Raw genomic sequence first — 26,194 nt, 5'->3', positions numbered from 1 at the left:
CACTCAAACCAGAACGCCGGACTGGCGCAGGGCCTGCCGCAGCGGCTCGTGACAGGGTTCACTCAACCAGGTGAGCGGCAGGCGGATGCCTTCGGCCATCAGGCCCATTTCATGTAGCGCGAACTTCACCGGGATCGGGTTGGCCTCGAGGAAGAGATTCTTGTGCAGCGGCATCAGTTGTTCGTTCAGCGCGCGGGCGGTGGCGGCGTCGCCCTTGAGGGCGGCTGCGCACAGGTCGGCCATCTGGCGCGGCGCCACGTTGGCGGTTACCGAGATATTGCCCTTGCCGCCCAGCAGGATCAGTTCCACGGCGGTGGGGTCATCGCCGGACAGCAGGATGAAATCCTGGCTCATGCGGTCGAGGATGTCCTTGGCGCGTTGCAGGTCGCCGGTGGCTTCCTTGATGCCGATGATGTTCGACACCTTCGACAGCCGCGCCACGGTATCGGCCTGCATGTCGCACGCGGTGCGGCCCGGCACGTTGTAGAGGATTTGCGGGATGGCCACGGCCTTGGCGATATGGCTGAAGTGCTGGAACAAGCCTTCCTGGGTGGGCTTGTTGTAGTACGGCGTGACCAGCAGGCAGGCGTCGGCCCCGGCATTTTTGGCGTTGGTGGTCAGCTCCACCGCTTCGCGAGTGGAGTTGGCGCCCGTGCCGGCGATGACCGGGATGCGCTTGTTGACCTGGTCCACGACCCGGCGGATAACCTCGATGTGTTCTTGTACGTCGAGGGTGGCCGATTCACCGGTGGTGCCGACGGCGACGATGGCATCGGTGCCGTTTTCGAGGTGGAAATCCACCAGCTTGCTCAGAGCGTCCCAGTCGAGATCGCCCTTGGCATCCATCGGGGTGACCAACGCCACCATGCTGCCCGCGTACATGCAACCGCTCCTGCCGGAAAAAGAGAGCGGTAATGGTACTGGCGCCACCGACCTTGCACAAGCGACGGCTCGGTTTCGAGCATTCCCACAGGCGGCGCTTTTCGCTACCCTTGACCCTTTGATCGACATGGGCGGGCGCCCTTGCCATGATCGCCCCGCCGGGCGGCCATTGCCGGCTCGTCCGCGGCGCCGGCCTTGCGTTCGGCTCCCCGCCTGTCTCGACCGCTCATCGCTTTAGGAAGGCTGCATGTCCACCCCACCCGTTCGCGAACAATTTCTCGTCCTCAGCGCCATGGGCCGCAATCCCATGGAGCTGACCAATGTGCTTTGCCGTGCCAGCCACGACAGCCGCTGCTCGGTGGTGACTTCCCGCCTTACCCGCCATGGCGAGTACAGCGCGCTGGTATTGCAGGTGGCTGGCAACTGGGATGCGCTGGCCCGTTTCGAAGGCCTGTTGCCCGGCCTGGCCAAGCGCCACGACCTGCACGTGGATGTTGTGCGCAGCTCCACGCTCGAAAGCCGCCCACAGGCGCTGCCCTACGTGGCCTATGTGAGCTCGGTGTACCGTTCGGACATCATCAACGAGCTGTGCCAGTTCTTCATCGATAACAACGTGGAGCTGGAAAACCTTACCTGCGACACGTATCAGGCGCCGCAAACCGGCGGCATGATGCTCAACGCCACGTTCACCGTCACCCTCCCCGCCGGCGTGCAGATCAGCTGGCTGCGCGATCAGTTCCTGGACTTCGCCGATGCGCTGAACCTGGACGCGCTGATCGAACCGTGGCGCCCCCAGAACCCTGTGTAAGGATCGTTTCATGGCCGTAGCCCTCGACCAGCCGGTGCCGGATTTCACCGCACAGGCCACTTCCGGTCACACTGTTTCCCTGTCCGAGCTGCGTGGGCGCAAGGTGGTGCTGTACTTCTACCCCAAGGACAGCACCCCCGGCTGCACCACCCAGGGCCAGGGTTTCCGTGACCTTCACCAGGAATTCGAAGCCGCGGGCACCACGGTGTTCGGCGTTTCCCGCGACGGGCTCAAGTCCCACGAGAACTTCAAGGCCAAGCAGGGCTTTACCTTCGAGCTGATCAGCGACAAGGACGAAACCCTGTGCCAGCTGTTCGATGTGATCAAGCTGAAAAAGCTGTACGGGAAGGAATACCTGGGCGTAGACCGCAGCACCTTCCTGATCGATGAGCAGGGCGTGCTGCGCCGCGAATGGCGTGGCGTGAAAGTACCCGGCCATGTGGCCGAGGTACTCGAGGCCGCCAGGCAAGCGTAAGATGCAGGCCTCGCCCCTATTCGCGAGCTCCGCCTTCGGCTTCGCTTGCTCCCACAGGGGTCAGGGCACTCTGTGGGAAGCGGCGGGGCTACCCTACAACAACGGCGCCACACCGCCCTGGTTGCGAGGCCATGCCTCGAGCACGGCTTTCACCAAGGTGGCCAGGGGGATAGCGAAGAAGATCCCCCAGAAGCCCCACAGCCCACCGAACAGCAGCACCGCGCAAATGATCGCCACCGGGTGCAGGTTCACCGCTTCGGCGAACAACAATGGCACCAGCACGTTGCCGTCCAGGGCCTGGATGATGCCGTACACCACCATCAGGTAGATGAACTGATCGCCCCAGCCCCACTGGAACAGCGCGATCATCGCCACCGGGACGGTCACCACCACCGCACCTACGTACGGCACCACCACGGAAATACCCACCAGTAGCGCGAGCAGCGCGGCGTAGTTCAGGCCCAGGGCGACGAAGCCGATGTAGGTCGCCACGCCACAGATCACGATTTCGATGACCTTGCCGCGAATGTAATTGGCGATCTGCCGGTTCATTTCCTGAGTGACCCGCGTCAGCAATGCGCGCTCGCGAGGCAGGTAGCCGTTGATCCAGCGGCCGATCAGCTCACGGTCCTTCAGAAAGAAGAACACCAGGATCGGCACCAGCACGCAGTAGATCATCAGGTTGACCAGGAACGGCACGCTGGACAGCGACAAGGTAAGCGCCCACTGGCCGAATTTGCCGATCTGCCCGCGTGCGGCCTCGATCGCCGCCAGCACTTGTTCATCCGTGACCACCTGCGGGTAGCGCTCGGGCAGCAGCAACAAGAGTGATTGCCACTTGCCGAGCATGCCGGGCAGCTCGTTGAACAGGGTGATGATCTGATGCCAGAGCAACGGCACCAGCACCAGTACGATCACCGCCAGCAGGCCCATGAACAGGGTGAACACCAGCCCTACCGCCATGGCCGGTGGCATGCGCCAGCGTTCGAGCTGCGCAACCAGGCCATGCATCAGGAACGACAGCACCATCGCCGCCAGCACGGGCGCGAGCATGCCGCCTACCGTGAGCACCACGGTGAACGCAAGCACTAGCAGCAATACCAGTACAACCGCTTCTTCATCCGAAAAGTAGCGCTGGGTCCAGTCCCTGAACAGCTTGTACATGCAGAATCCTTGGGCCGAAGGTCAGATCTTCTGTAGCCAGTAAGTGTAGGTCCCCGCCTGTGCCGATTCGCTCAACAGGGCGTTGCCGGACAGCTTCGCGAAGGTCCGAAAATCCCGCTGCGAGCCGGCGTCGGTGGCCACCACCTTGAGCACCCCACCCGTGGGCAGGCCATTGAGGGCCAGCTTGGCCTTGAGCAAGGGAAGCGGACAATTCAGACCGCTGGCGTCTACCTCGGCGTCACACTTTATTTCATCAACCATCGAAACCCTCACAAAATCGGTGTAGTGCACTGCTCATTCAGCCAAAGTGCCGCTGGGCAAGGGTACAGGAACTGCCGGAGCGCTTTCATGCCACGGTTTAAGCCGCTGGCCTGACCTTGCGCCCTTGTAGCTCACCCCTTGCCATGGATACAGTACCCTTTTGCCGCCCAGAGTTTCGTGCATGACCCTTCTGCGCCCTACGCTGCTGGCCCTGGCCTGCCTTCTCGCCGTTCCCGCCCTGGGTGACGACCTTCCTTCCCTTGGCGACGCCAGCTCGGCGATCGTGTCCCCTGAACAGGAGCACGACCTTGGCCGCGCCTGGCTGAGCATGCTGCGCTCGCAGGTCAAGCAACTGCCGGATGCCCAGCTCAAGGACTTCGTTGAGACCAGCGTTTACCGCCTGGCCGAAACCAGCCAGGTGCAGGACCGGCGGCTGGAATTCATCATCATCGACAGCAAGGAGCTCAACGCTTTCGCCGCACCCGGCGGCATTGTGGGGGTGAACGGCGGGTTGTTCCTGGGCGCCGAAACCGAAGGCGAATATGCCGGGGTGCTCGCCCACGAACTTGCTCACTTGTCTCAACGGCACTTCGCGCGTGGGCTGGAAGAGCAACAGCGGATGCAATTGCCGATGATGGCTGCGCTGCTGGCAGGCGTGGTGATGGCCGCAGCGGGGGCCGGCGATGCGGGCATGGCGACGATATTCGGCAGCCAGGCGGCGGCGATCCAGAGCCAGCGCGGCTTCTCGCGGCAAAACGAAGCAGAAGCCGACCGTATTGGTATTCTCAACCTGCAAAAAGCCGGCTACGACCCGCGCAACATGCCCAACATGTTCGAGCGCCTGGCGCGGCAGTACCAGTTCGACGGCAAGCCGCCGGAATTCCTGCTGACCCACCCGGTGACCGAATCCCGTATCGCCGACACCCGCAACCGCGCCGAGCAGGCCCCCAAAGGCGGCAAGGAAGACAGCCAGCTGTACCAATTGATGCGCGCGCGGGTGCAGCTGATGTACGAGGAAACCCCAGGCCTGGCCGCCAAGCGATTCCGCGCCCAGCTGGATGAAAACCCGAAGAACGACGTAGCCCGCTACGGCCTGGCCATTGCCCAGGTGAAATCCGGCCAGCTCAACGAAGCCCGGGAAAACCTCAAGCCGTTGCTCGCCGGCGCGCCTAACGACCTCACCTACAACCTGGCTGAAATCGACCTGGACATCACCAACAACCGCTTGCCTGATGCCCAGCAACGGGTGGACCGGATGCTCACGCTGTTCCCGGCCAGTTACCCGCTGAATCAGGCCCGCATCGACCTGCTGCTCAAGCAAGGCCGAACCGCCGACGCCGAAAAGGGTCTGGATGCACTGCTCAAGGCACGGCCGGAAGACCCGGACGTGTGGTACATGGTCGCGGAAACCCGCGGCCAGAATGGCAACATCATTGGCCTGCATCAGGCACGCGCCGAGTACTTCGCGCTGATCGGCGACTTCCAGCAGGCCATCCAGCAGCTGGACTTCGCCAAGCGCAGGGCTGGCGACAACTTCCCGTTGGCGTCGCGCATCGACGCCCGGCAGAAGGAAATGATGGAGCAGGAGCGCGCGGTGAAAGAAATGATGCGCTAGGCCGCGCTCGCATAATTTGGTCGCCCGGCTGGCCGTTTCGCCAGCTTGAGCGATGCTTAAGGGATACTGACGAAGGAGACCCGCATGCTCATCCGCACCCTCGCGCTCACCGCCCTGTTCGCCGCCAGCCCGCTATACGCGGCCGACGGCGACTCGCCGCTGGCCCAGGACCGCGGCAAAGCCAGGCCCCTGCTCATTTATTCCAAAAGCGGGAGCGATCAGGCGCTGGTCAATGAAAGCACCGCCGTACAAGACCCCGGCCTGAAACAGCGCGACGTGGTGGTGTACAAGGTGGTCGGGCTGGCCGGCGAGCGAAACGGCAAGCCGCTGGAAACCCAGGCCACCATGGCGTTGATCCGTGAGCTGAACCTGGGCGCTGGCACCAAGGCCAAGGTGGTACTGGTGGGCAAGGACGGCGAGAAAAAACTTGAGAGTACCGACCCGCTCCCGCTGGACAAGATTTTCTCCACCATCGACCAGATGCCGATGGCCGAGAAGGAAGCCGCCGCCGCTGCGGCGCCCGCCGAACCCGCCCCGGATGCCGGCAAAGCCAAGGGCAAGCCGGGCAAGGCAGCCGCCGCCAAGCCCGCCGCCGACCTCGAAGATTAAACCGCTTGCGCTACCATTGCCGGCAGGCTGGCCGGGCTGAGTAGCGCCACCAGGTGCTCGACGATCTGACGCGCCTCGTCGTCCTTCAGGGTGAGCGCCGGCAACAGGCGCACAACATTGCCCCGCGTCACATTCAGCAGCAGCCCGCCTTCAGCCGCCTGGCTCGCCAGTTTGCCCGTGGCCTCGGTCAGCTCGATACCGATCATCAGGCCTTTGCCACGCACCTCACGCACGCCGGGGTGCCCGGCAAGCCTCTCCCGCAGAGCCTTCAGCAGCCACGCGCCCTGCCGCCGGGCATTGGCCAGCAGCTGTTGCTCTTCGATGATCTCCAGCACCTCACAGGCCACCCGGCATGCCAGCGGGTTGCCACCGAAGGTACTGCCGTGGCTGCCCGGGGTGAGCAAACGTGCCGTACGCGCCCGCGCCAGGCAAGCACCGATGGGAATACCATTGGCCAGCCCTTTGGCCAGCGTGACCACATCCGGCAGCACGCCCTCTTCGGCATAGGCGAACCAGTGGCCCGTGCGGCCTACGCCGGTTTGCACCTCGTCGAGCATCATCAGCCAGCCCTGGCGGTCACATAGCGCACGCACCGCCCGAAGGTAGCCTTCGGGTGCCGGCCTTACGCCGCCCTCCCCTTGCACCGGTTCGAGCAACACCGCAACCACGTCGGCACCGTGCCGGCGAGCGATGGCCTCCAGCGCGGCCACATCACCAAACGGCACCCGCAGGAAGTCATCGTCATAAGCGCCGAAGCCCAGCCGTACACCCGCCCCGTCACTGGCGGCCAGCGTGGCCAGCGTGCGACCGTGGAACGCGCCTTCCATGACTACGATGAGCGGCCGCTGCACGCCTTTGTACCACCCTGCCAGCCGGGCAAGCTTGAGCGCGGTTTCGTTGGCTTCAGCGCCGGAATTGTTGAAGAACGCCGCATCCAGCCCGCTCAACGCAGCGAGTTTTGCGGCCAGCCGGTGCTGCCAGTCGATGGCGTAATGGTTGGAGGTATGGAGTAGCAGGCCGGCCTGGTCGCGTATCGCCGCCACCACCCTGGGGTGGCAGTGGCCTACGCTGGTCACCGCCACGCCGCCCATTGCATCGAGGTATCGCTTGCCGGAAGCATCCCAGATCGTGCTGCCCTCGCCACGCACAAAGCTAAGCGGCAGTGGTTTGTAGGTATTCATCAGGCTTGTGGCGGTCATGGCTTGGGCTCCTTTCCGTGAAGAGCTTCAGTATCGTTAGCCACCTGAGCTGGATAAACTAGGGCACACTTCAATCATTAAAAAGCTGGAGTTGATAATGGACGTGTTGCAGGCCATGGCCGTGTATGTGCGGGTAGTGGAAGACGGCAGCATGACCGCCGCCGCTCAGGCCTGCGGCTTGTCGACGACGATGGTGGGCAACCATTTGCGCGCCCTTGAGCAACGGCTTGGGGTGAGCCTGTTACAGCGCACCACACGGCGACAGCGGCTCACGGAATTTGGTACCCAGTACTACCAGCGCTGCGTGGAGGTGCTGGGCCTGGTGGACGCCGCCGAGCGCCTGGCCGAGCAAGCCCAGGCCGAGCCCGCCGGCCGGCTGCGGATCACCGCCCCGCTGACCTTCGGCGTGGAGCGGCTTTCCCCTGCATTGGCCGAATACCACCGGCGCTACCCCAAGGTGCGGCTGGACGTGGTACTCAGCAATCAACGCCTGGACCTATTGGAGAATGGCTTTGATCTCGCGTTCCGCCTGGGCAACCCGGACCCGGCCAATGGCGTGATTGCCCGGCCGCTGGAAGATTACACCCTCACCATGTGCGCGGCGCCGGGCTACCTGGACGACCACGGCGTGCCCTTGCAGCCGCTGGACCTGCAAAGCCACGAGTGCCTCGCGTTTGCCTACCCCGCAGGCGACGACTGGCGCTCTGTGGAAAAGGAATGGCGCCTTGAAGGGCCAGAGGGGGAAGTGGTGGTGCCGGTCAGTGGCCCGCTTACCATGAACAGCTCATCGGCGATGCACCAGGCGGCCTTGGCGGGCATGGGCATTGTGATGATGCCCGATGCCCTGGTGGCCCAGGACCTGGCTGAAGGGCGGCTGGTCCCCTTGCTGCAGGGGTGGCGCCTGCCCTCGCGGCCGATGAACCTTATGTACGCCAGCGACCGGTACCGGCTGCCTAAAATCCGCAGCTTCGTGGAGTTTGCCCTCGCCCGCTGGGCGCGGCCGCATTAAAGCGCACAAAGCCTGTAGCCGCGCCCGCCGCAAACGCCGTAAGCTCCTGCCGCTGCCCTTTCGTGGAATGCCCGATCATGCCCAACCTGCCCAGCCAGCCTTTGCTGTGGGGCTTTGCCCTGCTGATTGCCGACCTGTTGCTGTGGCAATGGGCGCCTTTCGCCCACCAGGCTGGCCGGGTAGGCGTGCGGGTGGCATTGTTTCTGGGCTACAGCGCCGTGATCATGGCCGCCGGCATCAGCCCGCTGCAGCCGCCGCCCTGGCCCGACAACACGTTATGGAACCTGGCCGCCACAGGCCTTGCGATCATCTGGTGGCTGTATGGCGCCCGTACCCTGGGCGAGGTGCTGGGGCTCATTCTTACCCGGAGGATCGGCCACAGCGGCCGCCTGCTGCGCGATGTGCTGGGCGCGGTGGTGTTTCTGATTGCGGTGGTGGCGGCAGCGGGCTACGTACTCCAGTTGCCGGTCAAAGGGTTGCTGGCTACGTCCGGCGCCGTCGCGATCATCGTCGGCCTGGCGCTGCAAAGCACCCTCAGCGACGTGTTTTCCGGGATCGTGCTCAACACCACCAAGCCTTACCAGGTGGATGACTGGGTGGCCATCGACGGTACCGAAGGCAAGGTGACGGATATCGACTGGCGCGCCACGCATTTGCTGACCACTGCCGGCGCCACCGCCGTGGTGCCGAACTCGGTGGCCGCCAAGGCGCGCATCGTCAATTACAGCCGCCCCGCCGGCCGCCATGGGGTCACCATCACCGTCAGCGTGCCCAATGCGGTGCGCCCGGGCCGGGTGCTGGAAGCCTTGGAGCGCGCACTGCGAGGCAGCCATGCGCTGCTGCCCGACCCGCCCCCCAGGGCGTTGGTAAAAGAGGCCGGCGAGGACGCCACGGAATACACCGCCAGCGGGTTCGTGGCCAACCTTGCCAGCAAAGGCGAAGTGCGCAACCAGCTGTTCGACCTGGCCCACCGCCACCTGGAAGCGGCCGGCGTGACCAGCCACGACAGCGGCCCGGCGAGCACCCGCAAACGCGCCTTGCTCGATGAAGTGAAAGTGTTCCGAGCGCTCGCCTCCAGCGAGAAGGACCGCCTCGCCGATGCCTTGCAGGCCCGCGACGTGCCCGCCGGGCAAGTGATCCTGGACGTGGACGAAGTACCGGCCAACCTGTTCATCATCGGTGCCGGCGTGGTGAGCGCGGCCATCGCGAACGGCGACACCTTTATCGAAGCGGGCCGCATGGGCCCGGGCGAAGTTATGGGCGAACAGAGTGTGCTCGACGACACGCCCTCGCAGGCCCGTTTCACTGCGCTTACGTCCTGCACCCTCTACAGCGTCGACAAGGCCCTCACGCGTGAATGTGTAGCCGCCCGGGCAGAGGTGGGCAAGGCCCTGCAGAAGCTGCAGGCAGTACGGCGCCAGAGCAGCCAGTCTCTGCTGTTGCAACGCCCCGCGCCGGTGCGCAAGGGTGGTTTTCTGGGGTGGCTGCAGCGGCATTGAATGCCCCGGCAAGGCGCAGGAACTCCCGCATTCCCCGGATTTCCAACCTGTACCACCGGCCTGTAGGGAAACCAGGGAGACCATGCCATGCCGGACACCTGTGCCTGCCCCAAGTGCAAGGCATTCGCCACGCCCTCTTTCCAGCGCAACGGCCTTGGGTTTTGTAGCCAGGCTTGCGCGGACCGGCATCCGGACAAGCAACCCTGCCCACGCTCGGATTGCCACTGCGAGCAAGCGGTATTCGAGGAAGACGAGCGCAACGGCGGGCCCCAGGCAAGCGTCGGCAAACCACTCACGGCATTTCCCTGACCAGCCGTCGGCAAGCGGCTCGCCGGGCTTACAACGCAGCGCCAGGAAGCTCCAGCAAGCGCTCTAGCGTCTAAGCTGGAAGCAGTGAGACAGAATTCTCGTCACCAGGCTAAGCACTATGGGCGCTCTGTGGCACAACGATCCCGGCAAGACCAAGGCGACCGTCGATAGCCCGGACCCCGCTCAGCCGCCCGCCCCTCCAAAACGTTACGCCCGCCGCGTGGCACTGCTGTTGCTGCTGGGCGCAGCCGGGGCGGTGGGCCTGGCGGCCCGCTCGGAAATGCAAAGCTCGCGCGTGCAAGCCCATCTGCTGTCCCGCTGGGCGGCCGACCTCACCTATGCACCGGGCGAGGGCCCGAGCGACAGCATCGTCTACCCCTCGGCGGGGCCGTTCGACAAGCGCCTGGGCTACAGCGATATCGGCGCGTTCGTGACCCGCCTGCTGCAACGTAACTACGCCGTGGAGCGGCAAATGCAGTTCTCGCCAGCGCTCAGCCGCTACGCCGGCCATGGCTTGTTCATTCCTTACGCCGAAAAGCCCCAGGCGGGGTTGCTGATCAATGACTGCACCGCCGGCGAGTTTTATCGTTTCCGCTACCCGCAGCAGCTGTATGCCACCTTCGAGGAAATTCCGCCCCTAGCCGTGAGCAGCCTGCTGTTCATCGAGAACCGCCGCCTGCTCGATGCCAGTCAGCCCCAGCAGAACCCGGCAGTCGACTGGCCGCGGTTCGCCAAGGCTGCCTGGAGCCAGGTTGCGCGCACGCTGGGCCTGCCCGGCCAGTCGGCGGGCGGCAGCACATTGGCCACGCAGCTGGAGAAATACCGCCATTCCCCGGACGGGCTTACTGCTTCGGGCCCTGAAAAGCTGCGGCAAATGCTGGCTGCCAGTGTGCGGGCGTATCAGGAAGGCCCGAACACCTTGCCCGCGCGCCAGCGCATCGTGCGCGATTACCTCAACAGTGTGCCGCTGTCGGCCGTGCCAGGGCATGGCGAAGTCCACGGCCTGGCCGAGGGGTTGCGGGTGTGGTACGGCGCGGATTTCAAGCAGGTGAACGCTGCACTGAGCAGCCAGGACACCAGCGCCAAAGCCTTGTCCGATCGTGGCCTTGCACTGCGCCAAGTGTTGTCGCTGATGATTGCCCAGCGGCGCCCGTCGCACTTTTTGAGCCGAGGGCACGATGAACTGGATGAGCTTACCGATGCTCACGTACGCCTGCTCGCCGGCCAGAACGTAATTCCGCCCGAGGTGGCCAAAGCCGCGCTGGCGAGCCGCCTGCATTGGCGGGACTGGGCCAAGGAGCCTACCTGGGAGCCCTACGCAAATGACAAGGGCGTGAGCGTGGCGCGCAGCCGCCTGGCCGGTTTGCTGAATGTGCCGCTGTACGACCTGGACCGCCTCGACCTGTCTGCCACCACCAGCCTGAATGCCAAGCTGCAAAGCGAGGCCACCGAGTACCTCAAGCACTTGGCCGACCCCGCATTCGCGCAGGGGATCGGCGTGATCGGCGAGCGCCTGCTCACGCCTGCCAGCACCAGGGAAGTGAAGTACAGCTTCACGTTGTTCGAGAACACACCGGATGGCGCGCATGTGCGGGTGCAAACCGACAACACCGACCAGCCCTTCGATATCAACGAGGGCAGCAAGCTGGAGCTGGGCTCTACCGCCAAACTGCGGGTGCTCACCAGCTACCTTGAGATCATCAACGAGCTGCACGATCGCTATGCCGGCCAAAGCCCTTCGGCGCTGCGCAAGGTAGCGGTAGAGCCGCAGGATCATCTCACCCGCTGGGCCCTGGATTACTTGCTCGAACACCGCGATACCAACCTCAAGGCCATGCTCGATGCGGCGCTGGAACGCAAGTATTCGGCAAACCCCGGGGAGCGGTTCTTCACCGGCGGCGGCTTGCACACCTTCCATAACTTCCGCCGCGAGGACGACAGCCGCAGCCCTACGCTCAAGGAAGCGCTGCAAGAGTCCATCAACCTGCCGTTCGTGAGGCTGATCCGTGACCTGGTGCGCTACAGCATCTATCAGGCCCCGAGTAATAGCGCCGAACTGCTCAAGGACGACAAAAACCCCGAGCGGCAGACCTACCTGGCCCGCTTCGCCGACCGCGAAGGCACCGAGTACCTGCGACGGTTCTGGCGTAAATATGAAGGCAAGGCCACTAATGACCGCTTCGAGACCTTCCTCGACAGCTTGAGGGTGACCCCCGTGCGCCTGGCAGCAGTGCACCGTTACCTCTACCCCAACGCCGAATTGCCAGAGTTCACCCGCTTCGTGCGCAAACACTGGGACAAGACCCCGCTCACCGATACGCGGCTGGAGCAGATGTACCAGAGCTACGGCCCCGGCGCTTACGACCTGCCCGATCAGGGTTACATTGCCCGGGTACACCCCCTGGACCTCTGGCTGCTGGGCTACCTCATGCAGCACCCCGATGCCCAATGGAGCGAGGTGGTCGAGGCCAGCCGCTTCGAGCGGCAGGAAGTGTACGGGTGGCTGTTCAAGAGCCGACACAAGGGCGCGCGCGACAGCCGCATCCGCACCATGATCGAGATTGAAGCGTTCCTGGACATTCACCGCCGCTGGCAGCGGCTGGGTTACCCGTTCGACCACCTTGTGCCGTCGCTGGCGACCGCGCTGGGCAGCTCGGGCGACCGCCCCGCCTCGCTGGCCGAACTGATGGGGGTGATCCTCAACGACGGCGTGCGAATGCCCACGGTGCGCATCGACAACTTGCTGTTCGCCCAGGGCACACCTTATGAAACGTCCCTGATTACTCGCACCGATGGCGGCGAACGGCTGCTGTCGACCGAGGTGGCCAGCGCCATGCGCGAAGCCCTGGCGCAGGTGGTGGACGCCGGTACCGCCCGGCGCGTGGCGGGCAGCTTCACCCACCCCGACGGCAGCCCCCTGGCCATGGGTGGCAAGACCGGCACCGGGGACAACCGGATCGAAAGTTTCGGCAGCGGCGGCCGCTTGCTGGGCTCGCGCTCGCTCAACCGCACGGCCACCTTCGTGTTCTACCTGGGCGAGCACCACTTCGGCACGCTCACGGCGTTCGTACCTGGGCGCGCCTCCGCCAACTTCACCTTCACCTCAGCGTTGCCGGTACAGGTACTCAAAGGCATGGCGCCGTTCCTGAACACCTATCTGCAAGGCAGCGGTGGCGAAGGGGCGTGTATAGCCCGGCCGCGCCCGCTGACTTCCATGGCGACGGGCGGTGAGATACATCTGTAGACGTTTCTTAAGATATATCTTAGTCTTGCTCCCGTACCCAACGAGAGCATAGACATGAGACATAACCTTCCTCCCCACGACGGCTTCGAGCGCGGCCGCGGCCGTGAGCGCGGTGGCCGTGGTGGCCGCGTATTCGCCCCCGGCGACCTGAAATTGCTGCTGCTGGCACTGGTTGCCGAACAGCCCTGCCACGGCTACGACCTGATCCGCCGGATCGAAACAATGTTCGACGACGCTTACAGCCCTAGCCCTGGCGTGATTTACCCGACCCTCACCTTCCTTGAAGAAAGTGACCTGATTGTCAGTGCCAGCGAAGGCAGCAAAAAGCTGTTCAGCGCGACCGACGCCGGGCGCGCGCACCTGGCCGAACAGGCCGTGGCACTGGACGGCATCCGTACCCGCATGGACGTGAGCAAACGCGCGCTGCGCGGCCAGGACCGCCCACCGGCGATCCAGGAAGCCGTCAACAACCTGCGCCACGCCTTGCAACTTCACCATGGCCGCTGGAGCGAGGCGGAAATCGCCCGCGTTCGCGACCTGCTCAATTCCACTGCCCGCGCCATCGCCGATGGCCCCACTCAACAGGACTGACCCATGACCAAAGGCCCCGATTCGGCTGTACGCCGCGTGATGCACGAGATCAAGCGCCGCAAGCTGGAGGTGTTGCGCGTGACAGACCTCACCCCCCGCATGCGCCGTATCACCGTGGGCGGGCCGGAGCTTGCCGGCTTTTTGAGCCTGGGCAGTGACGACCACATCAAGCTGATGTTCCCGCGCAACGCCGAGGAAGAAGCCGCGCTGCACACCATGGTGCTGGGGCGCGACAACGAAGGGCCGAAGCCGGCCATGCGTGACTACACCCCGCGCCGTATCGACCTGGAAAAAGGCGAGCTGGACATCGACTTCGTGATCCACGGCGACGGGCCAGCGTCCACCTGGGCCGAGGCGGCCGAGCCAGGCCACACACTCTACATCGGCGGGCCGCGGAGCTCGTTGATCGTGGACGATGTGTTCGACAGCTACCTGTTGATCGGCGACGAAACCGCACTGCCCGCCATTGGCCGGCGCCTGGAAGAACTGCCCGCCAACCGCCAGGTAGTGGCCGTTATCGAAATCGAAGACGAGCAGGAGCGGCAGCCACTGCTGGAGCGCCCGGGCATCGAGGTGATCTGGGTATCGCGCCACACGCAAAACCTCGAAGCCGTGGTCGCGGGGCTTACCCTTCCCCAGGGCGAGCTCTACGCGTGGATCGCGACCGAAGCCGCCCTCTCCCGCCGGCTGCGGCGGATCTTGCTGGACCATTTCGAGCTGAGCGAGGACGCCATCAAGGCCGCGGGTTACTGGCGGCGCGACGAGGACGTACCGGCCTGAGGCCGAGGTAGCGGTCCAGCGCCACCAGCGCCAGGCCGCCCCCGCAATAGCCTGCCAGCAGGCCCAGCGCGTTGACGAAGGCTCGGGCAAAACCCAGCTCGGTCACATCCAGGAACGGGTAAGGCCACACCCCGATGCTCGCGCCCCGTAACAGCGTGAAGCCATACCAGCCCAAAGGGTACAGCGCCCAGGCCAGCACATGGGCCGGGCGCAAATGCCCTTTGGGCACGCGCCACCACCAAAAGCCCAACATCGCCAGCGGCATGATGTTGTGTAGCACCTCGTTGGCCAGCCATTGCGCGCCTTGCGGGTCCCAGTACTGGCGCAACAGCAGGTTGTAGGCGATCCCTACCAGCAACATGCTGATCACCGCGCACCCGGCCACCGCCGGCCGGCGCAGGCACCGCGCGGCCCACGTGTTGTGCGGCCAGGCTGCAGCGCTGAGCACACTGGCCGCGAAGGTGTTGCTTAGCACAGTGAAATAACTGAAAACGTTGATCAGCCCGCCTACCAGGCTGGCCCCCAGGTGCCAACGCACTTCCAGCGCCAGATACAGCTGCAACGCCAGCGCCGCCCAGGCAACCGCGGCCATCAGCTTCAACCCTTTCTCCCCTCGCATCAGCAGCCGCTCCGTATTGTTACGAAGCGGGCAAGACTGTGTCTTTGCAGCGGCGCTTTGCCGCAGGCGGAGATATCTATATCCTCCCGGCGCCTCAGGCTGAACCCGTTCAGCTTGCACGATAAAACCATTAGAAAGATTGCCTTCGATGCCTGCTAATACTTCCCGCCGCGACGGCGGTACCCTGCTTTGCGTAGCCACGGCCACGGCCATCACGGCCTGTGCCTTGACCGGCCCGGCCTTCTCGGCGGACATGTTCGACGCCGATTCGCCCTATATGTTCGGTGACTGGAACGGCCAACGCAGCGACCTCGCTCGCCGTGGCTATGACTTCAAGCTCGACTACGTGGGCGAAGCCGGCGCCAACCTGCACGGCGGCTATGATCACGACCACGTTGCCCGCTACAGCGACCAGATCGGCCTCGGCGCCCACCTGGACCTGCAGAAGATCCTCGGCTGGCACGGCGCGGACTTCCAGGTCACGGTAACCGATCGCAATGGCGATAACATCAGCAATGACCGCATCAACGACCCGCGCGTGGGTGGGTTCACCTCGGCTCAGGAAGTATGGGGCCGCGGGCAGATCTGGCGATTGACCCAGCTGTGGTACCGGCAGACCTTCCTGGACGACAAGCTGGACATCAAGGTGGGCCGCTTTGGCGAAGGCGAAGACTTCAACAGCTTCCCCTGCGACTTCCAGAACCTGGCGTTCTGCGGCTCCCAGGTGGGCAACTGGGCTGGCAGCATCTGGTACAACTGGCCGGTAAGCCAGTGGGCGATGCGGGTGAAATACCACATCACCCCCGAGCTGTACGCGCAGGTGGGTGCCTTCGAGCAGAACCCCTCCAACCTTGAGAACGACAATGGCTTCAAACTCAGTGGCAGCGGCACCGAAGGCGCGCTGATCCCTGTGGAGCTGGTGTGGACGCCCAAGGTGCAAGGCCTGCCGGGGGAATACCGTATCGGTTATTACTACAGCAGCGCCGATGCCACCGATGTTTACAAGGACAGCAACGGCAATGCCGCCGCGCTGAGTGGTAATTCATACCGCAGCGCATCGAGCAAACATGGGATGTGGTTGGGCGCTCGCCAGCAGTTGACCAGCCTGGCCAGTGACGGCTCTCGTGGCCTGAGCGTGTTCGCCAACCTTACCCTGCATGACAAGAAAACCAACGCCATCGACAACTATGTGCAGGCCGGCGTTGTTTACAAAGGCCTGCTTGACGCCCGCCCGGCGGACGACATTGGCCTGGGCCTGGCGCGTATCCACGTGAACCCGGCCTATCGCCACAACGCCGAAGCGGTGAATGCCGCCAATGACGTGTCCAGTTACGAGGACTCGGCCTACCTGCCGGTGCAGCGCACCGAGTACAGCGCGGAATTGAACTACGGCATTCATGTGGCCAACTGGCTGACCTTGCGCCCGAACGTTCAATACATCCGTCACCCGGGTGGGGTATCTCAAGTAGACGACGCCCTGATCGGCGGGCTCAAGGTACAGGCGTCGTTCTAAGTCAATATTTTGCGAACTAACCGAAGGGAAACCAACCTACTAACCTGTAGGAAATTTCTCGACATATTTTCAACGACTGGAGATTTTCAAGTATGAGCACTGACGGTGCCAAGAGCGGTCGGCGCATCCTGCCTACCCTGCTCGGCCTGCTCTTCCTGCTGATGGGCCTGGCCTTGCTGGTCGGCGGCATCAAGCTGGTGGTGGCCCACGGGTCTTTGTATTACCTCATCGCCGGTATCGGCGTGCTGCTCACGGGCGTATTGCTGATTGCCCACAAGCGCGCGGCACTGGCCCTCTATGCCGTGGTGCTGTTCGGCAGCACCCTCTGGGCACTCTGGGAAGTGGGCCTGGACTGGTGGCAGCTGGTGCCACGCCTGGCCTTGTGGTTCGCGCTGGGCATCGTGATGCTGCTGCCATGGTTCCGTTTGCCGCTCACCCGTGGCGTGCGTTACCCGCTGGGCACCAACGGCCTGGGCGTTGCCGTGGTGCTGGCCGGGCTATGCGCACTGGCCAGCCAGTTCACCAACCCTGGTGAAATCAAGGGCGAGCTGGGCCGCGATACCGCTGGCACCACCAGCGCCGCACCGGCCATGGCCGACGGTGACTGGGCCTCGTATGGCCGCAGCGCCTTCGGTGACCGCTACTCGCCACTGAACCAGATCAACACCGAGAACGTGTCGAAGCTGGAGCCGGCCTGGACCTTCCGTACCGGCGATATCCCGGGCGCGGGCGACCCGGGCGAAACCACGGCGGAAAACACCCCGCTGAAGGTGAACGGCATGCTGTATGTGTGCACGCCGCACAGCCAGGTGATTGCACTGGACCCGGACACCGGGAAGGAAATCTGGCGCTTCGATCCGAAAATCAGCACCCAGGGCGCTGACAACTTCAAGGGTTGGGCTCACATGACCTGCCGTGGCGTGGCCTACCACGACGACGCCGCTTATGCGGCCGCCGACGCGCAAGCCAGCCCTGCCGTGGCCACCTCCTGCCCCAAGCGGATCTTCGTGCCTACCGCCGATACCCGCCTGATCGCGCTGAACGCCGACACCGGCAAGATGTGTGAAGACTTCGGCAACAAGGGCGCTATCGACCTTACCGCCAACATCGGTACCTTCGCACCGGGCGGCTACTACTCCACTTCACCACCCGCAGTCACCAAGGACCTGGTGGTGATTGGCGGCCACGTCACCGACAACGTCTCCACCGACGAGCCTTCGGGCGTGGTACGCGCGTTCGACGTGCATGACGGCCACCTGGTGTGGAACTGGGACAGCGGCAACCCCGAAAAAACCACGCCGATCGGCCCGGGTGAGCACTACACCCGCAACTCGCCGAACATGTGGTCGCTGATGTCGGTGGACGAAAAACTGGGCATGCTCTACCTGCCCATGGGCAACCAGATGCCTGACCAGTGGGGCGGCAACCGCACCCCTGAAAGCGAGAAATACAGCGCTGGCGTGACCGCGCTGGACATCGCCACCGGCCAGGTACGCTGGACCTTCCAGTTCACCCACCACGACCTGTGGGACATGGACGTGGGCGGCCAGCCCAGCCTGATCGACATCAAGACCGCAGACGGCATGAAGCCTGCCGTGATGGCCTCGACCAAGCAGGGCAGCATCTACGTGCTGGACCGCAGCAATGGCCAGCCGATCGTGCCGGTCAACGAAACGCCGGTACCGCAAGGCGCGGTGGAAGGCGACCACACCTCGCCGACCCAGCCGATGTCCGAGCTGAACTTCATGCCGCCGACCCTTCGCGAGAAGGACATGTGGGGTGTGACGCCGTTCGACCAGATGCTCTGCCGCATGGACTTCCGTTCGCTGCGCTACGAAGGGATTTACACCCCGCCGTCGCTGCAGGGCTCGATCGTTTACCCAGGCAACTTCGGGGTATTCGACTGGGGCGGTATTTCGGTTGACCCGGTTCGCCAGATCGCCTTCGTGAACCCGGACTACATGGCCTTCAAATCGCGCCTGGTGCCTAGCAGCGATGTGGAAGGCGGCCCGGCTCGCAAAAGCGAAACCGAAGGCGTGCAGCCGAACAAGGGCGCGCCGTATGGCGTGATCCTCGAAGCCTTCCTGTCCAAGGCTGGCCTGCCGTGCCAGGCACCGGCCTGGGGTTATGTGGCAGCGGTGGACCTCACCACCCACAAAACCATCTGGAAGCACAAGAACGGCACCGTGCGCGACAACTCGCCGGTACCGCTGCCGCTGAGCATGGGCGTGCCTAGCCTGGGCGGCACCTTCGTCACCGCTGGTGGCGTTGGCTTCCTGAGCGGCACCCTGGACCAGTACCTGCGTGCCTACAACATGAACAACGGCAAGCAACTGTGGGAAGCCCGCCTGCCTGCCGGCGCGCAAACCACGCCGATGACCTACACCGGCAAGGATGGGCGCCAGTATGTGCTGGTGGTCGCCGGTGGCCACGGCTCGCTGGGCACCAAGCAAGGTGACTACGTGATGGCGTTCGCGCTGCCGAAGTGATGCATTGGTGATGTAACAAAACGGCGCCCCGAGGGGCGCCGTTTTTGTTGGAGCGCGCTGACGGCTCAAGTGCAGTCCATTCCCGGGCTGACGCCCGGAAGGCCGGCCCCGCGATCCTACAGGTTGAGCTGCAAGATCCAGGGTTATTTCCCGATCACCTCGCCGCGCTCGGCCGCCAATCGGGCCAGCAAACGGTTCTGCACCCTCACCGGTACGCCTTGGGCTTCCATGGCATCAGTCAGGTTTTCTACCAAGGCATTGAATTCCGCCGGGTCGATACGCTGGCCCTTGTGGGCTTCGGCCATGGTGTCGCCGGTGTAGGTACAAGGCCCGCCGGCTTCGACGCAGAACTTCTCCACCAGCTTGTTGCGCAGCCGCTCGGGGTCGACGTTGCGGAAGTGCTGCACAATGCGCGGGTCGCGGGCCACATTGAGCAACATGCCTTCGACGATACGGGTGATGCCGGGATTGCCGCCGAGGGCCTGATACAGGCTGTCGTCCTGGGCGGGGCGTTGGGCGCAGGCAGAAAGGGCTAGCGCAAGCGTAAGGGGAAGCCAGGCCAGGCGCATCAGAACGCTCCTTGAACAGACAGGTAAGTGCCGTTCTGGTTATCCAGCGTGGCGATCTCGCCGAGGCGGGCATAGGCCAGCACCACCGACACATGCTTGCTGGGGAACCAGCCCACGAACAGGTCGGCCCAGTCGCTCTCCCCCGCGAACGACAGGTTGTCCGGCTTCTCGCGGTATTCCATCCCCACTGCCCAGCGAGGGTTCAACAGCACCGCTATCGAGCCTTCTTTCAACAGGCTGCGGCTGTCGCGTCGGTCGCCACCGAAGCCCAACAGGCCAAGTTCATTGGCGCGGCTGTAACGCAGCCCGGCGTTTACCAGCAGGTTGTAACCAAAAGCACCTCCCAGGAACAGCCGACTGGCGGCTAGGTAGCCTTCCACGTCTTCGTCGCGCCGCGCGCCCACCAGGCTGGGGATGAGGAAATCCTTCTGATGCTTGTACTCAAGCCCCAGCGACACTTGCGGCAGGCGATCGTAGATCAGGTCGCCGAACAGGCGCACCTTGGCGCCCAGCACATCCTGGCTCAGGGTGTTTTCAGGCAGGCCCAGCTTGTTCACCAGGCTGCCGAGGTCGAAGCGATTGCGCGCGACGGACACTTCGATCCGGTTGCCATAGCCGATAGCGGCGCCAGCCACATCCAGCCGATAGTCAGGTAGCTGCACCCGCGTGGCGAACACAGTCGCCCCTACCTGCCCGGCTTCACCGTAGCCAGCGATCACCGCCCAGGGCGTGATACCGCCACCTGCGGCGCCATCGATACTGCTGGCGCCACCGGTGGCCAGCAAGCGGCCCTGGCGGGCACTCTCGTCCGCCAGCACGGGGGCGGCGGTGGCCAGCATCAGCCAGCACAGCATGTGTGTAAGGCGCATCAACCAACAACCTCGGTAGCAGGTGAATAAGCAGCCTGGCGTACCCAGGCTTCAAACGGCCCGGCCGCGAGGGGCCGGCTGATCAGGTAACCCTGGGCGGTATCGCAGTGCCAGCGCTCGAGCAGGCGCAGGCTGCGCTCATGTTCAACGCCCTCGGCTACCACACGCAGGCCCAGGTTATGGCTCATTTCGATGGTCGACCGCACGATCACCGCGTCTTCGCTGGTTTCATCCAGGTCGCGCACAAAGGATTGGTCGATCTTCAGTTCTTGCACCGGCAGGCGCTTGAGGTGCGCCAGGGAGGAATAGCCGGTACCGAAGTCGTCCACTGACAGGCTGATACCGCAGCCGCGCAGCCGGTGCAACACAGCCAGCGCGGCTTGAGGCTCACGCATGACCGCACTTTCGGTGATCTCGAACGTGAGCTGACGGGCTGGCACGCCATGGGTCGCGAGCAATCGGGGCACGCGGTCGGCGAGGTCCGTCCCCAACAGATCCTCCGCCGACACGTTCACCGACAGCTCCACCTCGAAACCTCGATCGTTCCACTCGGCCAGCTGGCGAATACTCTCGGCAATCACCCAGCGCGTAAGGCCCTGGATGCTCCCGGTACGCTCGGCGAGGGGGATGAACTCACCGGGCGAAACCATTCCGAATACGGGATGCTGCCAGCGCAGCAATGCTTCGGCCTGGCGCACCTGGCCCAGGCGCAGGTCCAGCTTGGGCTGGTAATGCAGCGCCAACTGGCCGTTGTGCGCAGCACCGCGCAAGTCGCGGATCAAGCTCACCTCGCGCTGGTGCACCAGGTCTCGACCGTGCTCGTATAGCTGCAAGCGCCCTGGCAGCGCCAGCGCGTCGTTTCGGGCGATACAAGCGCGGGAAACCAGCACCTCCACCTGCTGCCCGTCACCGGGGAACACCGCAATGCCGATGCTGGCTTCGAGGGCAAAGTCGTGACCATCAAGCCGCCGCGGCTTGAGCAACGTCTGCTGCAAACGGTCGGCCACTGCCACTGCGCGCTGAGCGTCAACGCCTTCGAGGACCAACAGGTACTCGCCACCGATCAAATGCGCCAGCGTGTCGCCGGGCCGTAATATCGGCTCCAGGGTAGGGCCCACGCTGCGCAGCAGGCTCTCGGCGAAGTGATTCCCGGCATTGCTCACCAACGTGGTGAAGTTGTCGAGGGCGACGCTCAGCACCGCCACAGGGCGTTCCGCGGCGATGGCACTACCGAGCCGCTCCATGGCCAAGGCGCGGTTGGGCAGGCCGGTGAGGTGATCATGCAGGGCATTGTGCGCGAGCCGCTGCTCGCGCTCTGCGATACCGGCCTGCATCATGTTGATCGCGCTGGCCAGGGTGCCGAATTCATCGCTGCGCCGAAGCTGCACCCGTACTTGATAATCCCCCTGGCCAATCCGCTCGGCGGCATCGGCCAAGGTACGCACGGGGCGGGAAATGGTACGCGCCAGCACCAGCGCACCCAACAACGACGCCAGCAGCGCCGCCACCGCGATCATCATGATGTCGTGATCCAGCGGGGCGAAGGCTCTCAAGGCATCGTCGAGCGGGCTTTGCAGCAGGGCGATCACCCGCTCCGGCGAGCTTTCCCCGCCGGCCAGTTCCAGCCGTTGTTCGAGGAACCGCTGGCCGCCGTGTTGGCCCACATTCACCAGCACCGGTGGGTGCTCGCTGAGCAGCCACTGCACCAGCCCGGCCCGCATCGCTGGGGGTTGAGTGGTAATCAGCTCGCCTACCTGCCCGGCATTCACCGCCAGAAACGACACCTGCAGGTTGCTCAGCGCGTGAAGCTCCTGGGCAAAGCTATCATCCATGGTGAAACCCATCACCACGCGGGCGATCGGCAAGGGGGCCGATACCACGGCGTCTACCAGCAGTACCGGCAGGCCGCCCCAGGCCACGATCACCATGTTCTGGTTGCGCTTGCGTGCATCACGCAGCGCCTGGTCGTAGGGGAACGGCGCGCCTTCCACGAAGGTCGCGTGGGTACTGGCCATGACCTTTCCGTCCATGCCCAGCAGTACGGCATCACTGGCGCCGATGCGTCCGCCATGGTTAAGAAGCGCTGAGCGAATAGTGGCCGAATCCGCACTGGCGATGGCGTCGCGCAGGCCAAAGTCAGCGGCAAGCAATTGGACGCCGTCGCGCAGGCGGCGGCCTCGCATGTCCAGCAGGCGCTCGAACACCCGCCCGCCCACCTCCAGCTGTTGGGTCGCCTGGGTGCGCACGGCATCGCCGGTGGCCAGCTTGACGGCGAGCGTCAACGCGGCAATCACCACCAGCAGCAGCAACACGAGCACGCTGCTGATGCGCCATTGGACGCTACTTCTGGTTTTCACGCAGCGCCTTGCCGAAGGCATCGCCGAACGGGCTGGTGGGGGGTACAGGCGTGTCGTCGTCCGAGGGCGCTACCGCCAGGGTGTAGGCCTTCGCCGCCGGGGCCGCGCCAAGCGTGAGCGTACCCGCGGCCTGCGGCTGCAGGTCCACCACCTTCGGGTGCCAGAGCGTCACGTTGTAGGTGCCCTCGGCAAGGTGGCTGAACTTCACCTTGCCCTGTCCATCTGTCACGGCAAACCAGGGGTCGGGCGTGACATAAACGTAACCGAGCATCCAATCGTGAATATTGCAGCCCAGCACCACCACACCCGGCTGGTCGAACACTACCGGCGCGGTGGGCGTACCTTCATACAGGCGCAGCTCGAAGCGCTTGCTGGATGAAAACGAATACACCTGATGACGGATATCGTCGCTGTTAGGGAAGGTCACGGCCGTTCCTGTGCGTACGGCCAATACGTGTGGGAAGAACATTTTGTCGCGTTGGTCCATGTTTGCCCGCAAAGGCGCGCTGGCGCTGGCACCGGCCGACGGGCCGGCGAGGCTCACCACAGCGTCCGCCAGCGGCGCCCCCTCTCCATCGTTGACGCTCAGGTTCAGGTCAGCAGCCAGCGCAGCGGGTATCGACGCACCGATCAGCATGAGCAAGGCGAAACCGCGGAGGAATGGAAGCATGGTACACACTCGTTCGGATCACAGAGGGCTGCGCCGATCGCTCTGGAACGGGCTGCCTGATGGAGACATGGGCAACATCCAACAAAATTGCCACTAAATGGCCACCACACAGCGTGCGCTCAGGCCTTGTGCATGAGTTATCGGCCGTAAGCGCGAATCCTTCAGTGGGCCATTGAAACCCGCAGGTGTGCGCCCCATCTAAGCGTCATAGCCATTGCCGCAGGTGCCTCATGAGCGACCAGGATTCCGTTACGGACCGCCCCAACGCTTCTAACGAACCCTCCGCAGGGCCGGAGCAGGTGGAGCACTCCACAACCTCCAGCACCGAGCTGGTATTGCCGGGCCAGAACCTGCCTGACAAGGTCTACGTGATCCCGATCCATAACAGGCCTTTCTTCCCGGCGCAGGTGCTGCCGGTGATCGTGAACGAAGAGCCCTGGGCCGAAACCCTGGACCTGGTGGCGAAAACACCGCACCACTCGCTGGCGCTGTTCTACATGGAAACGCCTGCCGAAGACCCGCGCCACCTGGACACGTCCGCCCTGCCCCTCTACGGCACCCTGGTGAAGATCCACCATGCCAGCCGGGAAGACGGCAAGCTGCAATTCGTCGCCCAGGGCCTTTCGCGTGTGCGCATTCGCACCTGGCTCAAGCATCACCGCCCTCCTTACCTGGTGGAAGTGGAATACCCGCTGCAGCCGGCCGAGCCTACCGACGAAATCAAGGCCTACGGCATGGCGCTGATCAACGCCATCAAAGAGCTGCTGCCGCTCAACCCGCTGTACAGCGAAGAGTTGAAGAACTACCTCAACCGCTTCAGCCCGAACGATCCGTCTCCGCTGACTGACTTCGCCGCGGCGCTGACGTCCGCCACCGGCGCCGAGCTGCAACAGGTACTGGACTGTGTGCCGATGCTGCGGCGCATGGAACGGGTGTTGCCGATGCTGCGCAAGGAAGTGGAAGTGGCGCGGCTGCAGAAGGAAATTTCCGCGGAGGTGAACCGGCAGATTGGCGAGCATCAGCGGCAGTTCTTCCTCAAGGAACAGCTCAAGGTCATCCAGCAGGAGCTGGGGTTGACCAAGGACGACCGCAGCGCGGACCTGGAGCAGTTCGAGCAGCGCCTCGAAGGCAAAACCCTGCCCGCCGCTGCGCGCAAGCGTATCGATGAAGAGATGGGCAAGCTGGCGATTCTGGAAACCGGCTCGCCCGAATACGCCGTGACCCGCAACTACCTGGACTGGGCCACCGCCTTGCCGTGGGGCGTGTACGGCAAGGACCGCCTGGAGCTCAAGCACGCGCGCAAGGTGCTCGACGCCCACCACGCCGGCCTTGGCGACATCAAGAACCGCATTCTGGAATTCCTTGCGGTAGGTGCCTACAAAGGCGAAATCAGCGGCTCGATCGTACTGCTGGTGGGCCCGCCGGGCGTGGGCAAGACCAGCATCGGCAAGTCCATTGCCGAATCCCTCGGGCGGCCATTCTTCCGCTTCAGCGTGGGCGGCATGCGTGACGAAGCCGAGATCAAAGGCCACCGCCGCACCTATATAGGCGCCCAGCCCGGCAAGCTGGTGCAGGCACTCAAGGAAGTGGAGGTGATGAACCCGGTCATCATGCTCGATGAAATCGACAAGATGGGCCAGAGCTACCAGGGCGACCCGGCGTCTGCCCTGCTGGAAACCCTGGACCCGGAACAGAACGTGGATTTCCTCGACCACTATCTGGATTTGCGCCTGGACCTCTCCAAGGTGCTGTTCGTGTGCACCGCCAACACGCTGGATTCGATCCCCGGCCCGCTGCTCGACCGCATGGAAGTCATCCGCCTGTCGGGCTACATCACCGAAGAAAAACTGGCCATCGCCCGCAAGCACCTGTGGCCCAAGCAGCTTGAAAAGGCCGGCGTTGCCAAGGCCAACCTCAGCATCAGCGACAGCGCGCTGCGCATGGTAATCGAAGGTTATGCCCGCGAAGCCGGTGTGCGGCAACTGGAGAAACAGCTGGGCAAGGTCGTGCGCAAGGCGGTGGTGCGGTTGCTCGAGGAGCCCGGCGCAGTGATCAAGGTGGGGCCCAAGGAACTGGAAGCTTACCTGGGCATGCCGGTGTTCCGCAGCGAGCAGCTGCTTTCAGGTGTTGGCGTGATCACCGGCCTTGCCTGGACCAGCATGGGCGGCGCCACGCTGCCTATCGAAGCCACGCGCATCCATAGCCTTACCCGTGGTTTCAAGCTCACCGGGCAGTTGGGCGAGGTGATGAAAGAGTCTGCGGAAATCGCCTACAGCTACGTCACGGCGAACCTGAAACAATTCGGTGGCGAGCCTACGTACTTCAATGAAGCGTTCGTGCACTTGCACGTGCCGGAAGGCGCCACCCCGAAAGATGGCCCGAGCGCAGGCGTAACCATGGCCAGCGCGCTGCTGTCCCTGGCACGCAACCAACCGCCGAAGAAAGGCGTGGCGATGACCGGCGAGCTCACGCTTACCGGCCACGTGCTGCCCATTGGCGGTGTGCGCGAGAAGGTGATCGCAGCGCGCCGGCAGAAGCTCACCGAGCTGATTTTGCCGGAAGCCAACCGGGGCAACTTCCAGGAACTGCCGGATTACCTCAAGGAAGGGCTTACCGTTCACTTCGCGAAACGATTCTCCGACGTGGCCAAGGTGCTGTTCTAA

Annotated in this window: 22 protein-coding genes; 13 read left to right on the top strand and 9 right to left on the bottom strand. The window is 64.1% G+C overall.

The window, feature by feature from the left end; all coding sequences use genetic code 11:
• Window positions 1-3 precede the first annotated feature (3 nt).
• On the bottom strand, window positions 4-882 hold the full coding sequence (gene dapA / locus G7016_RS03560) for a 4-hydroxy-tetrahydrodipicolinate synthase (RefSeq protein WP_181111461.1): 879 nt from the start codon (window positions 880-882) through the stop codon (window positions 4-6).
• A gap of 247 nt (window positions 883-1,129) precedes the next feature.
• On the opposite strand from dapA, the gene G7016_RS03555 reads away from it, so the two are divergent.
• Window positions 1,130-1,690 carry a glycine cleavage system protein R gene (locus G7016_RS03555; RefSeq protein ID WP_168085969.1) on the top strand — a complete coding sequence of 187 codons (561 nt, stop codon included), beginning with the start codon at window positions 1,130-1,132 and terminating at the stop codon, window positions 1,688-1,690.
• Between the two features lie 10 nt (window positions 1,691-1,700).
• A complete protein-coding gene (locus G7016_RS03550; protein ID WP_181111460.1) occupies window positions 1,701-2,165 on the top strand; it encodes a peroxiredoxin in 465 nt (154 codons plus the stop codon).
• Window positions 2,166-2,258: 93 nt separating this feature from the next.
• On the opposite strand, the gene G7016_RS03545 is transcribed toward G7016_RS03550, so the two are convergent.
• Both G7016_RS03545 and G7016_RS03540 read right to left on the bottom strand, forming a co-directional pair.
• The gene (locus tag G7016_RS03545) at window positions 2,259-3,329 is read right to left on the bottom strand and encodes an AI-2E family transporter (RefSeq protein WP_181111459.1); all 1,071 of its coding nucleotides are present in this window, start codon (window positions 3,327-3,329) and stop codon (window positions 2,259-2,261) included.
• A 21-nt stretch (window positions 3,330-3,350) separates the two neighbouring features.
• The gene (locus tag G7016_RS03540; RefSeq protein WP_181111458.1) at window positions 3,351-3,590 is read right to left on the bottom strand and encodes a sulfurtransferase TusA family protein; all 240 of its coding nucleotides are present in this window, start codon (window positions 3,588-3,590) and stop codon (window positions 3,351-3,353) included.
• Window positions 3,591-3,771: 181 nt separating this feature from the next.
• Between G7016_RS03540 and G7016_RS03535 the strand changes: the two genes are divergently transcribed.
• Entirely contained in the window at window positions 3,772-5,205 is a 1,434-nt protein-coding gene (locus tag G7016_RS03535) for a M48 family metalloprotease (RefSeq protein ID WP_181111457.1), read from the top strand.
• A gap of 84 nt (window positions 5,206-5,289) precedes the next feature.
• Entirely contained in the window at window positions 5,290-5,814 is a 525-nt protein-coding gene (locus G7016_RS03530) for a DUF4174 domain-containing protein (protein WP_181111456.1), read from the top strand.
• On the opposite strand, the gene G7016_RS03525 is transcribed toward G7016_RS03530, so the two are convergent.
• Window positions 5,811-7,013: an aspartate aminotransferase family protein gene (locus G7016_RS03525; protein ID WP_181111455.1), complete on the bottom strand. Its 1,203-nt coding sequence runs from the start codon at window positions 7,011-7,013 to the stop codon at window positions 5,811-5,813. The genes G7016_RS03530 and G7016_RS03525 overlap by 4 nt on opposite strands.
• 97 nt (window positions 7,014-7,110) lie before the next feature.
• Between G7016_RS03525 and G7016_RS03520 the strand changes: the two genes are divergently transcribed.
• The 6 genes from G7016_RS03520 to G7016_RS03495 all read left to right on the top strand — a co-directional run bounded on the left by G7016_RS03520 (window position 7,111) and on the right by G7016_RS03495 (window position 14,445).
• Window positions 7,111-8,022: a LysR family transcriptional regulator gene (locus G7016_RS03520; RefSeq protein WP_181111454.1), complete on the top strand. Its 912-nt coding sequence runs from the start codon at window positions 7,111-7,113 to the stop codon at window positions 8,020-8,022.
• Window positions 8,023-8,099: 77 nt separating this feature from the next.
• Window positions 8,100-9,521, top strand: a complete 1,422-nt coding sequence (locus G7016_RS03515) for a mechanosensitive ion channel domain-containing protein (RefSeq protein ID WP_181111453.1) — start codon at window positions 8,100-8,102, stop codon at window positions 9,519-9,521.
• A gap of 87 nt (window positions 9,522-9,608) precedes the next feature.
• Entirely contained in the window at window positions 9,609-9,830 is a 222-nt protein-coding gene (locus G7016_RS03510) for a hypothetical protein (RefSeq protein WP_181111452.1), read from the top strand.
• A gap of 118 nt (window positions 9,831-9,948) precedes the next feature.
• A complete protein-coding gene (locus tag G7016_RS03505; protein ID WP_181111451.1) occupies window positions 9,949-13,074 on the top strand; it encodes a transglycosylase domain-containing protein in 3,126 nt (1,041 codons plus the stop codon).
• Window positions 13,075-13,128: 54 nt separating this feature from the next.
• Window positions 13,129-13,665 (top strand): PadR family transcriptional regulator, encoded by a 537-nt coding sequence (locus tag G7016_RS03500; RefSeq protein ID WP_181111450.1) that lies wholly within the window; start codon window positions 13,129-13,131, stop codon window positions 13,663-13,665.
• 3 nt (window positions 13,666-13,668) lie between these two features.
• Entirely contained in the window at window positions 13,669-14,445 is a 777-nt protein-coding gene (locus tag G7016_RS03495; RefSeq protein WP_181111449.1) for a siderophore-interacting protein, read from the top strand.
• Here G7016_RS03495 and G7016_RS03490 read toward each other — a convergent pair.
• Window positions 14,399-15,064: a Pr6Pr family membrane protein gene (locus G7016_RS03490; protein ID WP_181111448.1), complete on the bottom strand. Its 666-nt coding sequence runs from the start codon at window positions 15,062-15,064 to the stop codon at window positions 14,399-14,401. The genes G7016_RS03495 and G7016_RS03490 overlap by 47 nt on opposite strands.
• 148 nt (window positions 15,065-15,212) lie before the next feature.
• Between G7016_RS03490 and G7016_RS03485 the strand changes: the two genes are divergently transcribed.
• Both G7016_RS03485 and G7016_RS03480 read left to right on the top strand, forming a co-directional pair.
• Window positions 15,213-16,577 (top strand): carbohydrate porin, encoded by a 1,365-nt coding sequence (locus G7016_RS03485; RefSeq protein ID WP_181111447.1) that lies wholly within the window; start codon window positions 15,213-15,215, stop codon window positions 16,575-16,577.
• A 92-nt stretch (window positions 16,578-16,669) separates the two neighbouring features.
• Complete coding sequence (locus G7016_RS03480; RefSeq protein ID WP_181111446.1) at window positions 16,670-19,066, top strand: glucose/quinate/shikimate family membrane-bound PQQ-dependent dehydrogenase; 2,397 nt, start codon at window positions 16,670-16,672, stop codon at window positions 19,064-19,066.
• 143 nt (window positions 19,067-19,209) lie between these two features.
• Here the strand turns inward: G7016_RS03480 and G7016_RS03475 are convergent, their stop codons facing one another.
• The 4 genes from G7016_RS03475 to G7016_RS03460 are packed head-to-tail and all read right to left on the bottom strand — an operon-like array spanning window position 19,210 to window position 23,531.
• Window positions 19,210-19,635, bottom strand: coding sequence for a group I truncated hemoglobin (locus G7016_RS03475; RefSeq protein WP_181111445.1), 426 nt, complete (start codon window positions 19,633-19,635; stop codon window positions 19,210-19,212).
• Complete coding sequence (locus G7016_RS03470; RefSeq protein ID WP_375139214.1) at window positions 19,635-20,489, bottom strand: DUF3034 family protein; 855 nt, start codon at window positions 20,487-20,489, stop codon at window positions 19,635-19,637. The genes G7016_RS03475 and G7016_RS03470 overlap by 1 nt, the downstream gene beginning before the upstream one ends.
• Window positions 20,490-20,503: 14 nt before the next feature.
• Window positions 20,504-22,861, bottom strand: coding sequence for a putative bifunctional diguanylate cyclase/phosphodiesterase (locus G7016_RS03465; RefSeq protein WP_181111443.1), 2,358 nt, complete (start codon window positions 22,859-22,861; stop codon window positions 20,504-20,506).
• On the bottom strand, window positions 22,845-23,531 hold the full coding sequence (locus tag G7016_RS03460) for a methylamine utilization protein (RefSeq protein WP_375139207.1): 687 nt from the start codon (window positions 23,529-23,531) through the stop codon (window positions 22,845-22,847). The genes G7016_RS03465 and G7016_RS03460 overlap by 17 nt, the downstream gene beginning before the upstream one ends.
• Window positions 23,532-23,761: 230 nt before the next feature.
• Here G7016_RS03460 and lon point away from each other — a divergent pair, with 230 nt between their 5' ends.
• Window positions 23,762-26,194, top strand: a complete 2,433-nt coding sequence (lon, locus tag G7016_RS03455) for an endopeptidase La (protein WP_258195050.1) — start codon at window positions 23,762-23,764, stop codon at window positions 26,192-26,194.

Origin of the sequence: Pseudomonas japonica (genome assembly GCF_013522925.1) — a bacterium.
In the GTDB taxonomy this organism is placed as follows: Bacteria; Pseudomonadota; Gammaproteobacteria; order Pseudomonadales; family Pseudomonadaceae; genus Aquipseudomonas; species Aquipseudomonas japonica_A.
This window is presented reverse-complemented; position numbering and strand designations above follow the sequence as displayed.

Excerpts from the sequence above, each read along its gene's own strand:
- dapA (WP_181111461.1), bottom strand. The coding sequence starts at position 882 with ATGTACGCGGGCAGCATGGTGGCGTTGGTCACCCCGATGGATGCCAAG.
- G7016_RS03555 (WP_168085969.1), top strand. The coding sequence starts at position 1,130 with ATGTCCACCCCACCCGTTCGCGAACAATTTCTCGTCCTCAGCGCCATG.
- G7016_RS03550 (WP_181111460.1), top strand. The coding sequence starts at position 1,701 with ATGGCCGTAGCCCTCGACCAGCCGGTGCCGGATTTCACCGCACAGGCC.
- G7016_RS03545 (WP_181111459.1), bottom strand. The coding sequence starts at position 3,329 with ATGTACAAGCTGTTCAGGGACTGGACCCAGCGCTACTTTTCGGATGAA.
- G7016_RS03540 (WP_181111458.1), bottom strand. The coding sequence starts at position 3,590 with ATGGTTGATGAAATAAAGTGTGACGCCGAGGTAGACGCCAGCGGTCTG.
- G7016_RS03535 (WP_181111457.1), top strand. The coding sequence starts at position 3,772 with ATGACCCTTCTGCGCCCTACGCTGCTGGCCCTGGCCTGCCTTCTCGCC.
- G7016_RS03530 (WP_181111456.1), top strand. The coding sequence starts at position 5,290 with ATGCTCATCCGCACCCTCGCGCTCACCGCCCTGTTCGCCGCCAGCCCG.
- G7016_RS03525 (WP_181111455.1), bottom strand. The coding sequence starts at position 7,013 with ATGACCGCCACAAGCCTGATGAATACCTACAAACCACTGCCGCTTAGC.
- G7016_RS03520 (WP_181111454.1), top strand. The coding sequence starts at position 7,111 with ATGGACGTGTTGCAGGCCATGGCCGTGTATGTGCGGGTAGTGGAAGAC.
- G7016_RS03515 (WP_181111453.1), top strand. The coding sequence starts at position 8,100 with ATGCCCAACCTGCCCAGCCAGCCTTTGCTGTGGGGCTTTGCCCTGCTG.
- G7016_RS03510 (WP_181111452.1), top strand. The coding sequence starts at position 9,609 with ATGCCGGACACCTGTGCCTGCCCCAAGTGCAAGGCATTCGCCACGCCC.
- G7016_RS03505 (WP_181111451.1), top strand. The coding sequence starts at position 9,949 with ATGGGCGCTCTGTGGCACAACGATCCCGGCAAGACCAAGGCGACCGTC.
- G7016_RS03500 (WP_181111450.1), top strand. The coding sequence starts at position 13,129 with ATGAGACATAACCTTCCTCCCCACGACGGCTTCGAGCGCGGCCGCGGC.
- G7016_RS03495 (WP_181111449.1), top strand. The coding sequence starts at position 13,669 with ATGACCAAAGGCCCCGATTCGGCTGTACGCCGCGTGATGCACGAGATC.
- G7016_RS03490 (WP_181111448.1), bottom strand. The coding sequence starts at position 15,064 with ATGCGAGGGGAGAAAGGGTTGAAGCTGATGGCCGCGGTTGCCTGGGCG.
- G7016_RS03485 (WP_181111447.1), top strand. The coding sequence starts at position 15,213 with ATGCCTGCTAATACTTCCCGCCGCGACGGCGGTACCCTGCTTTGCGTA.
- G7016_RS03480 (WP_181111446.1), top strand. The coding sequence starts at position 16,670 with ATGAGCACTGACGGTGCCAAGAGCGGTCGGCGCATCCTGCCTACCCTG.
- G7016_RS03475 (WP_181111445.1), bottom strand. The coding sequence starts at position 19,635 with ATGCGCCTGGCCTGGCTTCCCCTTACGCTTGCGCTAGCCCTTTCTGCC.
- G7016_RS03470 (WP_375139214.1), bottom strand. The coding sequence starts at position 20,489 with ATGCTGTGCTGGCTGATGCTGGCCACCGCCGCCCCCGTGCTGGCGGAC.
- G7016_RS03460 (WP_375139207.1), bottom strand. The coding sequence starts at position 23,531 with ATGCTTCCATTCCTCCGCGGTTTCGCCTTGCTCATGCTGATCGGTGCG.
- lon (WP_258195050.1), top strand. The coding sequence starts at position 23,762 with ATGAGCGACCAGGATTCCGTTACGGACCGCCCCAACGCTTCTAACGAA.